Source organism: Stenotrophomonas sp. T8 (assembly GCF_051853085.1).
Lineage (GTDB): Bacteria > Pseudomonadota > Gammaproteobacteria > Xanthomonadales > Xanthomonadaceae > Stenotrophomonas > Stenotrophomonas sepilia.
The window spans coordinates 3,227,085-3,239,447 of record NZ_CP195329.1 but is presented as its reverse complement, the minus strand read 5'-3'; the positions used below and the strand labels follow the sequence as shown (position 1 = coordinate 3,239,447).

General features: G+C 66.5%; 15 protein-coding genes and 1 other RNA gene. 6 read left to right on the top strand and 10 right to left on the bottom strand.

Features of this window, described 5'->3' with window-relative positions; translation table 11 throughout:
• Positions 1 to 14 precede the first annotated feature (14 nt).
• From ACSDHM_RS15055 to ACSDHM_RS15045, 3 genes are all read left to right on the top strand, one after another.
• On the top strand, positions 15 to 833 hold the full coding sequence (locus tag ACSDHM_RS15055) for an SDR family oxidoreductase (protein ID WP_088497633.1): 819 nt from the start codon (positions 15 to 17) through the stop codon (positions 831 to 833).
• A 91-nt stretch (positions 834 to 924) separates the two neighbouring features.
• Positions 925 to 1,917 carry a YiiG family protein gene (locus ACSDHM_RS15050; RefSeq protein ID WP_088497618.1) on the top strand — a complete coding sequence of 331 codons (993 nt, stop codon included), beginning with the start codon at positions 925 to 927 and terminating at the stop codon, positions 1,915 to 1,917.
• 160 nt (positions 1,918 to 2,077) lie between these two features.
• On the top strand, positions 2,078 to 3,019 hold the full coding sequence (locus tag ACSDHM_RS15045; RefSeq protein WP_439426361.1) for a YiiG family protein: 942 nt from the start codon (positions 2,078 to 2,080) through the stop codon (positions 3,017 to 3,019).
• Positions 3,020 to 3,121: 102 nt separating this feature from the next.
• On the opposite strand, the gene ACSDHM_RS15040 is transcribed toward ACSDHM_RS15045, so the two are convergent.
• On the bottom strand, positions 3,122 to 3,994 hold the full coding sequence (locus ACSDHM_RS15040) for an ion transporter (protein ID WP_439426360.1): 873 nt from the start codon (positions 3,992 to 3,994) through the stop codon (positions 3,122 to 3,124).
• Positions 3,995 to 4,057: 63 nt separating this feature from the next.
• Between ACSDHM_RS15040 and ACSDHM_RS15035 the strand changes: the two genes are divergently transcribed.
• Positions 4,058 to 5,284 carry an acetylornithine transaminase gene (locus ACSDHM_RS15035; RefSeq protein ID WP_072168439.1) on the top strand — a complete coding sequence of 409 codons (1,227 nt, stop codon included), beginning with the start codon at positions 4,058 to 4,060 and terminating at the stop codon, positions 5,282 to 5,284.
• A 51-nt stretch (positions 5,285 to 5,335) separates the two neighbouring features.
• Here the strand turns inward: ACSDHM_RS15035 and ACSDHM_RS15030 are convergent, their stop codons facing one another.
• Positions 5,336 to 5,938 (bottom strand): HAD-IA family hydrolase, encoded by a 603-nt coding sequence (locus ACSDHM_RS15030; RefSeq protein WP_072168440.1) that lies wholly within the window; start codon positions 5,936 to 5,938, stop codon positions 5,336 to 5,338.
• A gap of 123 nt (positions 5,939 to 6,061) precedes the next feature.
• Here ACSDHM_RS15030 and azu point away from each other — a divergent pair, with 123 nt between their 5' ends.
• Positions 6,062 to 6,511 (top strand): azurin, encoded by a 450-nt coding sequence (gene azu, locus ACSDHM_RS15025; protein WP_072168441.1) that lies wholly within the window; start codon positions 6,062 to 6,064, stop codon positions 6,509 to 6,511.
• Between the two features lie 72 nt (positions 6,512 to 6,583).
• On the opposite strand, the gene hemL is transcribed toward azu, so the two are convergent.
• The gene (hemL, locus tag ACSDHM_RS15020) at positions 6,584 to 7,873 is read right to left on the bottom strand and encodes a glutamate-1-semialdehyde 2,1-aminomutase (protein WP_088497614.1); all 1,290 of its coding nucleotides are present in this window, start codon (positions 7,871 to 7,873) and stop codon (positions 6,584 to 6,586) included.
• Positions 7,874 to 7,891: 18 nt separating this feature from the next.
• The gene (gene thiE, locus ACSDHM_RS15015) at positions 7,892 to 8,518 is read right to left on the bottom strand and encodes a thiamine phosphate synthase (RefSeq protein WP_072168443.1); all 627 of its coding nucleotides are present in this window, start codon (positions 8,516 to 8,518) and stop codon (positions 7,892 to 7,894) included.
• 34 nt (positions 8,519 to 8,552) lie between these two features.
• Between thiE and ACSDHM_RS15010 the strand changes: the two genes are divergently transcribed.
• A complete protein-coding gene (locus ACSDHM_RS15010) occupies positions 8,553 to 8,777 on the top strand; it encodes a rubredoxin (RefSeq protein ID WP_014038358.1) in 225 nt (74 codons plus the stop codon).
• Positions 8,778 to 8,817: 40 nt separating this feature from the next.
• Here ACSDHM_RS15010 and ACSDHM_RS15005 read toward each other — a convergent pair whose 3' ends face one another.
• From ACSDHM_RS15005 to ssrS, 6 genes are all read right to left on the bottom strand, one after another.
• Complete coding sequence (locus tag ACSDHM_RS15005) at positions 8,818 to 9,663, bottom strand: SirB1 family protein (protein WP_005419007.1); 846 nt, start codon at positions 9,661 to 9,663, stop codon at positions 8,818 to 8,820.
• A gap of 160 nt (positions 9,664 to 9,823) precedes the next feature.
• On the bottom strand, positions 9,824 to 10,270 hold the full coding sequence (locus ACSDHM_RS15000) for a DUF192 domain-containing protein (protein ID WP_014648292.1): 447 nt from the start codon (positions 10,268 to 10,270) through the stop codon (positions 9,824 to 9,826).
• Positions 10,271 to 10,291: 21 nt separating this feature from the next.
• On the bottom strand, positions 10,292 to 10,939 hold the full coding sequence (gene rpiA / locus ACSDHM_RS14995) for a ribose-5-phosphate isomerase RpiA (protein ID WP_005419003.1): 648 nt from the start codon (positions 10,937 to 10,939) through the stop codon (positions 10,292 to 10,294).
• Positions 10,940 to 10,962: 23 nt separating this feature from the next.
• Entirely contained in the window at positions 10,963 to 11,442 is a 480-nt protein-coding gene (locus ACSDHM_RS14990) for an EVE domain-containing protein (protein WP_005419001.1), read from the bottom strand.
• Positions 11,439 to 12,032: a 5-formyltetrahydrofolate cyclo-ligase gene (locus tag ACSDHM_RS14985; RefSeq protein WP_032954483.1), complete on the bottom strand. Its 594-nt coding sequence runs from the start codon at positions 12,030 to 12,032 to the stop codon at positions 11,439 to 11,441. The genes ACSDHM_RS14990 and ACSDHM_RS14985 overlap by 4 nt, the downstream gene beginning before the upstream one ends.
• A gap of 83 nt (positions 12,033 to 12,115) precedes the next feature.
• Positions 12,116 to 12,301, bottom strand: a non-coding RNA gene (ssrS, locus tag ACSDHM_RS14980) — 6S RNA.
• Positions 12,302 to 12,363 lie beyond the last annotated feature (62 nt).

Genomic DNA, 12,363 nt, shown 5'->3' with positions numbered 1-12,363 from the left:
CTGGAGTGTGGAACGTGGGCAGTCTGCAGGGCAAAACGCTTTTCATCACGGGTGCCTCGCGTGGCATCGGCCTGGCCATCGCACTGCGCGCTGCGCGTGACGGGGCCAACGTGGCCATTGCGGCCAAGTCGGCGGTGCCGAATCCGAAGCTGCCGGGCACCATCCACAGCGCGGCCGAGGCCGTTACCGCCGCCGGTGGCCAAGGGCTGGCGCTGAAGTGCGATATCCGCGAGGAAGAGCAGGTGCAGGCCGCGGTTGCGGCCACGGTCGACACCTTTGGGGGCATCGACATCCTGATCAACAACGCCAGCGCGATCTGGCTGCGTGGCACGCTGGATACGCCGATGAAACGCTTCGACCTGATGCAGCAGGTCAATTCGCGCGGCAGTTTCCTGTGCGCGCAGGCCTGCCTGCCGTACCTGCTGCAGGCGCCGAATCCGCACATCCTGACCCTGGCGCCGCCGCCGAGCCTGGAACCAAAGTGGTGGGGCGCGCATACCGGCTACACGCTGGCGAAGATGGGCATGAGCTTCGTCACGCTCGGCCTGGCCGCGGAATTCGGCCCGCAGGGGGTGGCGGTGAACGCGCTATGGCCGCGCACGGTGATCGCCACCGATGCAATCAACATGATTCCGGGCGTGGATGCAGCGGGCTGCCGTACGCCGCAGATCATGGCCGACGCCGCGCATGCGGTGCTGGTGCGTGAAGCGGCAGGCTTCCACGGCCAGTTCCTGATCGACGATGAAGTGCTGGCACAGGCCGGCGTCAGCGATCTGTCCGGCTATGCCGTGGACCCGTCGCGGTCGTTGTTGCCGGATCTGTTCCTGGACTGAGTGCTTCGTTGCGCAGGGCCGAGGGCTGCGGCCCTCGGCCTGCTGCGCTAGAATGCAGGGCTGTAATCGTTTTCAACAGGGATGTGAACACATGTCACGTACGCTTTCCGTCGCGGCGCTGGCCGCTTCGCTGTCGCTTGTCCTGGCCGCCTGCGGTGGCAAGGGCCCTGCAACCGCTGGCGACGCCGGCACCTCGGGCAAGCCGGAGGCCAACACGGTGCCGTCCGACGCACAGCAGCAGTTGACGGCGAAGCTCAACGCCTACATCGGCTGCTTCAACGCGCTTGATTCGAAGACGCACGACAGTCTCCAGTCCTATACGCGCTGGATCAAGGACGTCGAGACCGGCCCGACCGGGCGCGAGACACAGGTGTACGGCCCGTTCGAGATCAGCGATTACGACATGAAGCAGTGCGATGGCCCGGTGACCGAGGCGATGGCTGCCAAGCCGGCGCTGGCCGAACTCGATGCTGCTGCCAGCCATTATCAGCAGGCGCTGAAGGCGCTGGTGCCGATCAGCAAGGAGGCGCACGACTACTACGATCGCCAGGACTACGAAGACGACCAGTTTGCCAAGGGCAAGCAACTGCACGCGCCCTTGATGGCCGCATTCAAGGACTTCGTGGCTGCCAGCGAAACGTTCAACGCCGAGCTGGAGCGCCAGAATGACGCTGCCCAGCGCGAGCAGCTCAAGGTATTGGAACAGGCCGAGGGGCGAACGCGCGAGTACTACCGTCTGGCGATGATGCTGGAAGCCAAAGCGATCGTGGAGCTGATGAGCGACGACGACTTTGATCCGGCCCAAGCCCGTGAACGACTCGACGCCTTCAACCGTATTTCCGACGAGGCGCATGCCAAGGTGGCCGATCAGGAGCCGGGCAAGCTGGACTGGAACAGCTTCGAGCGCGAAGCCGAGAACTTCCGTCGGGAAGGCAAGGAGCGGCTGCAGCGGGTCAGCAGCAAGACGCCCTACAGCGATTTCGAACGCCGCATGCTGGATTCGCCCTCGATGGCGCCACGCGGCTCGGCCAACAAGCTGATGCAGGAATACAACTCGCTGGTTTTCCAGAGCAACCGCCAGTAAGCGGGAAGCTCAACGCTTCATTTTTGTCGCGATTGAGCAGGTTGATTGCGGCATGACACGCCCTGCAGCCCCGAATGCCAGCACCTTGCCGAGGTGCTGGAGCGCGCGCTCGCGCCATGCATGACGATGCCTGCAGTTTTCACTTGTGCAAGGAACTGATTTGCATGCATCCACACGCCTGATTCCTGTTCTCCTGCTTGGCGTGCTGGCCGGCTGCAACAACCCGGCCGGGCTGGCAGTCGCCGATCCCGGCTTGGAGAAGGTCAACGCCTACATCCAGTGCTACAACGGCGTCGAACAGCCCATCCACGAAGGCTTCCAGACTTACACCGGCTGGATGAAGGATCCTGAGGCGGGTCCGACCGGCAAGGAAGCACAGCCGCGCTCACCGGGCAAGGTGCTTTCGCACCGCGTGGAATACTGCGGCCAGCCGTTGAGCGAGGCGCTGGCAAAGGCCCCGGCGACGTCGCTGGATGCGGCCGCGCGGCAGTACCAGCAGGCGTTCCTGGCGCTGAACACCCTGATCGAGCGCGCCGATGGCTATTTCACCCGCGAGGACTATCGTCGCGACGGTGGTGAAGGGATGCGCAGCCAGCATGCCCCGCTGATGCAGGCCTATGCTGATTTCTTCAAGGCCAGCGAGGCGATGGATGCGGCACTGGAAAAGAACGAGAACGATCGCCGCGCCGTCCAGCTGAAGCAGATCGAGGAAAGCGAAGGCCGCTCGCTGGCGTACTACCATCTGCGCCTTGTCGGCGATGGTAAGCAGCTGGCAATGACGTTCCAGGGCGAGGCACCGGACGTTGCGGTGTTGCGCGGCCAGCTGGCCGACTTTCAGGCGCTGGTGACGGAAATCCAGAACGGTGGTGTCGGCAAGGACGACCCGATGTGGGGCCATGTGCAGCGCTCGGCCGACAAGCTGGTGCGTACAGCCGGGCGCGGAGTCGAGCGCCTGAAACAGGGCAAACCGATCACCGCCGATGCGCTGGCTGCCGAGCGCAAGGCGTCGGGCAGCTGGCTCACCACCGACCCTGAAGGCGCACAGTCGACGATTCTGGATGCCTACAACGACCTGGTAACCACCAGCAACCGCATGCGTTGAGGGCGATCCACGCGGGGCGTGGATCTGCTCACGGTAGCGCTGGGCCATGCCCGGCGCGCACCCTGTTGGTCCGGTAGTGCCGGCCGCGGGCCGGCATGTGCCTCAATGGCTGAACGCATCCGGCAGCTGGCCACCACACTTGCGGCAGTGGCGCGCATCCGGTTCATGCCCCTCCAGCCCGCAATGCGGGCAGCCGCGGGCATCGCGGCGCGCGGCCAGTTCGGCTTCGCGCATGGTGCTGGCCAGTTCGGCGGTGTAGATGCCGGTGGGCACGGCGATGATGCTGTAGCCGATCAGGATCAGCACCGAGGTGACGAAGCGGCCAAGCACGGTCTGCGGCACGATGTCGCCGAAGCCGACCGTGGCCATGGTCACCACCGCCCAGTACATGCTGGCCGGGATATTCGTGAAGCCGTGTTCGGGGCCCTCGATCACGTACATCAGCGCGCCGGCGATGATGGTGATGGTGATCACCGTGAACAGGAACACCAGCACCTTGCGCCGGCTGCGCCACAGCGACGTCATCAGGACGCCGCTTTCCTCGATGTAGCGGGTCAGCTTGAGGATGCGGAACACGCGCAGGATGCGCAGCGCACGCACCACCAGCAGGCTCTGCGCGCCCGGGATGAACATCGACAGGTAGGCGGGCAGGATCGACAGCAGGTCGATGATGCCCCAGATGCTCACCGCGTAGCGCAGCGGGCGCTTGACCACCGCCAGGCGCAGCAGGTACTCGGCGGTGAAGATGATGGTGAAGCCCCATTCCAGCATGTACAGGCCGGTGGACCACTCGGCATGCAGGTGCTGCACGCTGTCGATCATCACCACCAGGATGCTGGCGACGATCGCCACCACCAGGATCAGGTCGAAGTTGCGCGAGGGCCGCGAGTCATGGCGGTAGATGATGTCGAACCACCGACGGCGCCAGCCGGTCTCGGTGGCGGGGTTGAGCTGGGGGGCGGAAAACGGTCGCATGGGCGCATTGTGCAGCAGGGGCTCCGGCGCGAGAATGGGCGTTCCTGAACCCTGCCGACTGCCATGACCACCGCGACCGATCCGCTGATCTCCCTTTCGCACTATTACCTGCCGGTCTACAAGCCCCGCCAGGTGGTACTGGAGCGAGGGCAGGGCGCCCGCGTGTGGGACAGCCAGGGGCGTGAGTTCATCGACCTGGCTGCGGGTATCGCCGTGTGCGGCCTGGGCCACAACGATCCGGACCTGGTGGCCGCGCTGGTCGAGCAGGCCGGCAAGCTCTGGCACACCAGCAATGTGTTCTACAGCGCACCGCCGCTGCATCTGGCCGAGGAGCTGGTGAAGGCCAGCCGCTTCGCCGAGCGCGTGTTCCTGTGCAATTCCGGCGCCGAAGCCAACGAAGTGGCGATCAAGATGGTCCGCAAGTGGGCCTCCAGCCAGGGCCGTCCCGCCGACAAGCGGGTGATCATCACTTTCCGTGGCAGCTTCCACGGCCGCACGATGGGCGCGGTGACCGCTACCGCCCAGCCGAAGTACCAGGAAGGCTACGAGCCGCTGCCTGGCGGCTTCCGCTACATCGATTTCAACGATGAGGTGCAGCTGGAAACCGCGATGGCCGCCGGCGACGTGGCGGCGGTGATGCTGGAGCCCATCCAGGGCGAGGGCGGCGTGATGCCGGCCAAGTCCGGTTTCCTCAAGCGCGTGCGTGAACTGTGCGACCAGCACAACGCACTGCTGGTGCTGGACGAGATCCAGGCCGGCATGGGCCGTACCGGCACGCTGTTCGCGCACTGGCAGGATGATGTGGTGCCGGACATGGTCACCCTGGCCAAGGCACTCGGTGGCGGCTTCCCGATCGGCGCGATGCTGGCCGGCCCGAAGGTGGCCGAGACCATGCAGTTCGGCGCGCACGGCACCACCTTCGGCGGCAACCCGCTGGCTGCTGCGGTGGCCCGCGTGGCGCTGCGCAAGCTGGCCTCGGCAGAGATCGCCGCCAATGTCAGCCGCCAGTCGAAGGCACTGCGCGATGGCTTTGCCCGCATCAACGACGAGTTCGGTGTGTTCAGCCAAGTGCGCGGCCGCGGCCTGATGCTGGGCGCGGTGCTGGGCAAGGACTTCGCCGGCCAGGCCGGGGCGATCCTCGACCATGCCGCCGAGCACGGCCTGCTGACCCTGCAGGCCGGCCCGGACGTGTTGCGCTTCGTGCCGTCGTTGAACATCACCGACGAAGAAGTGGCCGAAGGCCTCAAGCGCCTGCGCGCAGCGATTGCGGCGTTCATCGCCGCGCGCTGAAGCCGGCAGAGGCATCTGTAGAGCCGAGCATGGGCTCGGCTCTACAGTGGTTCACGCAATCTGGTAACGCTTCAACACCTTGCCCAAGCCACGGCCATCGCGCACGGTTTCCGCGTGCAGGCCGGCGGCGCGTGCACCGCGCACATTGGCGAACAGGTCATCGACGAACAGCGTGCGCGAAGGCGCCACGCCGAGGGCCTCAAGCGTGCGCAGGAAGACCTCCGGTGCGGGTTTGCGCAGGCCGAAATCGGCGCTGCAGAACACGCGTCCCTGCAGCGCAGGGAACAGTTCCGGCAGCAGGGTGGGCAGCGCCTGCACCATCAGCGCGCCATTGTTGGTCAGTACCGCCAGCGGCAGCTGCAGAACCTGCAGCCGCTGCAGCACCGCGTGCTGCGGATGGCTGGCCGCTTGGCGTGCGGCGATCCAGCTGGGTACATCGATGGTCCTGCCCAGGCACTCCCCCAGCTGCGCCAGATAGGCCGGGCCATCCAGCGTGCCGTTGTCATGCGCCGCTTCCAGTCCGCTGTCATACAGCGCGGCCTGTACGGCCTGCGTCGGAACCTGCAGTGCCTGGGCCAGATGCAGCACGCGCTGCGCGCGCTGGTACTGCACCAGCACGCCATCCACATCCAGCAGCAACAGGTCGATCCGCATCGGTCGAGCATGCCATTGCAGTGAGTGCGCGGGAAACCCTGGAGTAGGCATGCGACAGACGGTCGCAGACGCGGCCGCAGGGGCCTGCCTAGAATGGTGCTTGAATCCGCAGGAGAGGCAACGATGAAGGCTTGGTGGGTGGCAGTGGGACTGGGCGCGCTGATGCTGGCGCCGTCGGCGATGGCGCGGGTGTGTGCGGTGAGCATCGACAGCACCGACCAGATGAGCTTCAGCACTCGCGAGATCAAGCTTGTCGCCGACTGCACTGCCGTGGACCTGACCTTGCGCCACACCGGCAAGCTCGCCGCTACCGCGATGGGCCATAACTGGGTGCTGACCCGCACGGCCGACTACCAGCCGGTGGCACTGGCAGGCATGCGCATGACCCTGGCCGATAGCTACCTGCCGAAAGCCGACAAGCGCGTGCTGGCGCACACCAAAGTAATTGGTGGTGGCGAGACCACGCGCGTGCGCTTTTCCACGCAGGGCCTGCAGAAGGGCGGCGACTACACCTTCTTCTGCTCGTTCCCCGGCCACTTCGCGATGATGAAGGGCAAGTTCGTCTTCGGTTGAAAAAAGGGGACGGAGGGGATTAAGTCGTTTATGCACAAACGACTTAATCCCCTCCGTCCCCTTTTTTTGCGATCAGCCCTTGGCGGCCTTGAATGCCACGCGTGCAGCGGCGAGGGTGGCCTCGATCACGGCATCATCGTGCGCGCTGGACAGGAAACCGGCCTCGTACGCCGACGGCGCCAGGAACACGCCCTGCTCCAGCATCGCGTGGAAGAAGCGGTTGAACGCTGGGATGTCACAGGCGGTGGCCTGCGCATAGGTCTCCACCTTCTCACTGGTGAAGAACAGCCCGAACATCGCACCCACGCGGTTGGTGGTCACCGCCACGCCGGCTTCGGCGGCGGCCGCTTCCAGGCCGGCGCACAGGCGTGCAGTGCGCTCGGCCAGGTCGGCGTGGAAGCCCGGCTGCTGGATCAGTTCCAGCATCGCCAGGCCAGCGGCCATCGCCACCGGGTTGCCGCTCAGCGTGCCGGCCTGGTAGATCGGGCCGGCCGGGGCGATCTGCTGCATCAGCTCGCGGCGCCCGCCGTAGGCGCCCACCGGCATGCCGCCGCCGATGATCTTGCCGAAGGTGGTCAGGTCCGGGGTGATGCCGTAGTGCGCCTGCGCACCGCCGAGGGCAACGCGGAAGCCGGTCATCACTTCGTCGAAGATCAGCAGCGCGCCGTGGTTCGTGCACAGTTCGCGCAGGTGCTGCAGGTAGCCCTCGCGCGGCGGGATGCAGTTGGCGTTGCCGACCACCGGTTCGATGATCAGGCCGGCGATGTCATCGCCCTGCTGCTCGAACAGCGCAGTGGCCGCTTCGAAGTCGTTGTAGGGCAGGGTCAGGGTCAGTTCGCTCAGCCCGGCCGGGACGCCCGGCGAGGTCGGCACGCCCAGGGTCAGCATGCCGCTGCCGGCCTTGACCAGGAACGAGTCGCCGTGGCCGTGGTAGCAGCCTTCGAACTTGACGATGCGGTTGCGGCCGGTGGCGCCACGCGCCAGGCGGATCGCCGACAGGGTGGCCTCGGTGCCGGAGTTGACCATGCGCACCATCTCGCACGACGGCACCAGGCGGGTGATGGTCTCGGCCATGGTGACTTCAGCCGCGCATGGCGCGCCGAACGACAGGCCGTTGTCGATCGCCTTCTTCACCGCCTGGCGTACCGCCGGGTGGTTGTGGCCGACGATCATCGGGCCCCAGGAGCCGACGTAGTCGATGTAGCGGTTGCCGTCGACGTCGTACAGGTAGGCGCCGTCGGCGCGCTCGACGAAGAACGGTTCGCCGCCGACCGACTTGAACGCGCGCACCGGCGAATTGACGCCGCCCGGCAACAGCTGCTGGGCGCGGGAGAACAGGGCGTGGGACTGGTCGTGGTTCATGGGGGAATATCCTGGGCGTTACGCGAACTGGGCGAGGAAGGCGCGCTGGGTCGCGACCGGGTCTTCGGCGGCGAACACGCTGCTGACCACGGCGACCAGATCGGCGCCGGCGTCGATGATGGGACCGACATTGTCCGGCGTCAGGCCACCAATCGCCACCCGCGGCACGCCCAGTGCGGCGCTTTGCCGCAGCAGGTCGGTATGGGCGCGGCTGGTGGTGATCTTGGTGGTGGTCGGGAAAAACGCGCCGAAGGCCACGTAGCTGGCGCCGGCGGCGACGGCCCTCTCGGCATTGGCCAGCTGGTCATAGCAGGAGGCGCCGATGATGGCCTCGGGGCCGAGCAGGGCGCGCGCGCTGGGGATGTCGCCGTCGGTACCGCCCAGGTGCACGCCCGCCGCGCCCACGGCCTTGGCCAGCGCCGGGTCGTCGTTGACGATCAGCGGCACGCCGTGGTCTGCGCACAGTGCCTGCAGCGCGGTGGCCTGTTCCCGCCGCAGCGCGTCGCTTGCGGTCTTGTTGCGGTACTGCAGCCAAGTGGCGCCCGTGGCCAGCAGCGGCGCGGTGCGGGCCAGCAGGCGTGCGGTATCGGGCTCGTCCGGGGTGATCAGGTAGACGCCGCGGGGCGCCGGGGAAGCAGAAGTCATCGATGGCTACCGGTGAGTGGACCGCGATGGGACAATGGCGGCCCGTGAATCCAGTCCTGATTATCCGATGAGCGATGCCACCCCCACCACCTTGCGCACCTGGATGTGCGTGGTCTGCGGCTTCCTGTACAGCGAAGCGGAAGGCTTGCCGGAGGAAGGCATCGCGCCAGGGACGCGCTGGGAGGACATTCCCGAGACCTGGACCTGCCCGGATTGCGGGGTGACCAAGGCTGATTTCGAGATGGTCGAGGTCGATTGATGAGGGTAGGTGTGGACTGCCGGTCCACACACCGACTCCCTCAATGCAGCCGCGGCATCGGCCCGCCGAGGTCGATCAGCTTCTCGCGCAGCCACTGCGCATCGCTGGCTTCCGGGTTGCGCTTCAGGTACTGGCCCAGATCGTGCCGGGCACCGGCCAGGTACTCCAGCTGCAGGTAGGCCAGGCCGCGGTCGCGCAGCGCATCGTCCTGCTCCGGGGCCAGCTTCAGCAGGCGGTCGGCACTGCGCGCGGCGCGGTCCCACTCGCCGGCTTCGGCATACACGCCGTGCAGGTTGCGCAGCATGCGCATCAGGATCGCGCGCGCGGGCGCCGGGTCGAGGATCTGCGCCAGCACCTGGTCGTCGGGCATCTGCCCGCCCAGGTGTGACTTGGCCCGCTCGCGCAGTTCGTCCACGTCCAGCGGTCGGCCACCGTTGAACGGGTCCATCACCAGCACGCCGTCGTCCACCGGCAGGCGCACCAGGAAGTGGCCGGGGAAGGACACGCCATCGAGCGGAATACCCAGCCGGCGCGCGACTTCCATCTGGACCAGCGCCAGCGAGATCGGATTGCCCAGGCGGCGCTCGAATACCTGGTTGAGGTAGCTGTTGCGCGGGTCGTAGTACTCGTCGTGGTCGCCGCTGTAGCCCAGCTCGTCGAACAGGTGGCGGTTGATCGCCGCCATCTTCAGCGGGCTGTTGTCGATGCTCTCCACTTCCGAGCGGAGGTGCTCGACATGGCTCTGGATCAGCGCGTCGTAGGTGGACGGCTGCAGATCGGGGTATTCATCGCGCGCGATCAGCAGCGCGGTCGGCAACAGTGGCAGCGCCTCGTCTTCGAGGTCGGCCAGGGCATCCCAGTCGGGGAGTGTGATCCGGTCCTGCATGGCCACAGACTGGCGTCATTCGCAGGCGGTTTCAAGCGGTATCGCGTGAAAAATTCAGGGGTCAGATGCCTTTCGCGAGCGAATGGGATCTGACCCCTGCAGGGTTGCCGGCCAGCGGCCGGCACTACCGCGCGTGCCGGCCGCTGGCCGGCCGCATCGTTTACTTTTCGATGCCCGGACCGAATTTCAGCTCCGTGCCGTCCTTGAGCTGCAGCTTCTCGGCCTGGCCGGCGTTGAGTTCCAGTACATAACGCGCCGGACCGCCGCTGGGATAGGGCGGGCACATGTCGCCGGCCGAGCACGGCGGTACGTCGCGCTGCTGGCTGACCAGCCTGCGCTGGCTGTCGAAGTAAAGGATGTCCAGCGCGATCCTGGTGTTCTTCATCCAGTACGCCTGCATTTCCTCGCGGTCGTGGATGAACAGCATGCCGTGGTCGGCCGCCATCTGGTCGCGGAACATCAGCCCGCGCGCGCGGGTTTCATCGTTGGTGGCCAGCTCGACCTGGTAGCGGGCGCCGTCCAGCTCGACCCAATGGCGGGCCGCGTCGGTGGCGCAGCCGGCCAGGGCCAGCAGCGGAAGCATCAGCAGCGAACGCAACAGCGACATCGTCAGGCTCCTTCGGAAGGGTCAGAGCACGACCGGCGGCTCGCCGCCGACGATCACCACATCGGCGCGACGGCGCGCGAACAGGCCGACGCAGACCACGCCCGGCAACTGGTTGAGCTCGCGCTCCAGCTTTTCCGGATCGGTGATCTGCAGGTTGTGGATGTCCAGGATCTGGTTGCCGTTGTCGGTGACCACGCCCTCGCGCCAGGTCGGCTGGCCGCCGGTCATGTCGCGGATCTGGCGGGCGACCAGGCTGCGCGCCATCGGGATCACTTCCACCGGCAGCGGGAACTTGCCCAGCACCGGCACCTGCTTGCTCGGGTCGACGATGCAGATGAAGCGCTCGCTGGCCTCGGCAATGATCTTCTCGCGGGTCAGTGCGGCGCCGCCGCCCTTGATCAGGCACTTGTTCGGGTCGCACTCGTCGGCGCCATCGACGTACAGCGACAGGTTGCCACTGTGGTTCAGCTCGATCACCTCGATGCCGTGCTGCTTCAGGCGTGCGGTGCTCTGCTCGGAGCTGGACACGGCTCCCTTGATGCGGTGCTGGATGCGGGCCAGGGCATCGATGAAATAGGCCACGGTGGAACCGGTGCCGACACCGACGATCATGCCGTCTTCGACGTACTCGATGGCTTTCTCGGCGGCCAGGCGCTTGGCTTCGGACATGGGAAGAACTCTCAGGCGGGGAATCAGGATTTCTTTTCCAGCGACAGCAGCAGCTTCCACTGCGCGGCGGTCACCGGGAACACCGACAGGCGATTGCCCTTGGCAACCAGCGGGAAGCCCTCGCCGAGCTCGTCAGCGTGCAGCTTGATCTCGTCCAGCGCGATCACCTGCTTGAGCTTGCGGTCGAAGGCCACGTCCACCAGCATCCAGCGCGGGTTTTCGCGCGTGCTCTTGGGGTCGTGGTAGTCGGATTTCGGGTCGAACTGGGTGTCGTCCGGGTAGGCTGGGCTGGCGACGGTGGCCAGGCCGACGATGCCGGGCACCTTGGTGTTGGAGTGGTAGAACAGGATGCCGTCGCCCACCTGCATGCCATCGCGCATGAAATTGCGCGCCTGGTAGTTGCGCACCCCGTTCCAGGGTTCGACCTTGACCTTGGCCAGGTCATCGATGGAGAAGGCGTCCGGTTCGGACTTCATCAGCCAGTAGCGCTTGCGGGCGGTCATGCGTTCACGGGGGCAGCGGAGGGGAACAGGGTGCCGTCTTCGGTGCAGATCGCATCCACCGGCACGTCCCACGACGCCACCGGCAAGGACTCGACCTGCTGCACCGCGAACGCAGCACCGACCAGCCAGGGCGGCGCCGGCCGGTCGTGGCGGAAGGCGAAGCTGCGATCATACCAGCCGCCCCCCATGCCCAGCCGACGGCACTGTGCGTCGAAACCCACCAATGGAGTCACGACCAGCGCCATCCGTTCCGGTTCCAGGGTGTCTTCCACGGCCACGTCCGGCTCGGGGATGCCATAGCGGTTGCTGGTCAGCGGCTGCCCGGGCCGCCATGGTGCGAAGCGCAGCACGTCGCCGGCCAGCACCGGCAGGCAGTAGGTGAGTCCTTCGGGCAGCTGCAGCTGCCAGCGGTGCAGGGCGATTTCGCCATCCAGCGCCCAGTAGCCGGCCACGGCGCCTTCGCGCGGGGCGAACGGCAGGGCGAGCAGGGCATCGGCAAGCGATTCGGCGGCGGCGATGCGCTCACCAGCGTTAAGGTCACGACGGCGTTGCCGCAGGTCGTGGCGCAGGGCCTGGCGCGGGTCGGTCATGGCAGCGAGCGGCAAGGATCAGCCGTCATTGTGCCGGAAAGAACAAGGGCGACGCCCGAAGACGCCGCCCTTGCTGGAATATTGCATTCTCCGCAATGTCGATGCATGCGAAACGACCTTGAACCCGGGGGCTCAAGTGGGAACGCTGGAGAACCATCGGGCTTCCCGCTACAAGGCGGACCTGCACTCCCGGCGCTGTCGCGCTCCCGGTGTCGTTCTTAAGGGACAAGGCGAATGTTTGCACATGCCGTCGAGTACCGCAGAGAACGCGTGGCCATTATAGCCAGCACGCAGGATCTGGATAGGCCGTTCGTCGGCAACAGTCCGTGCC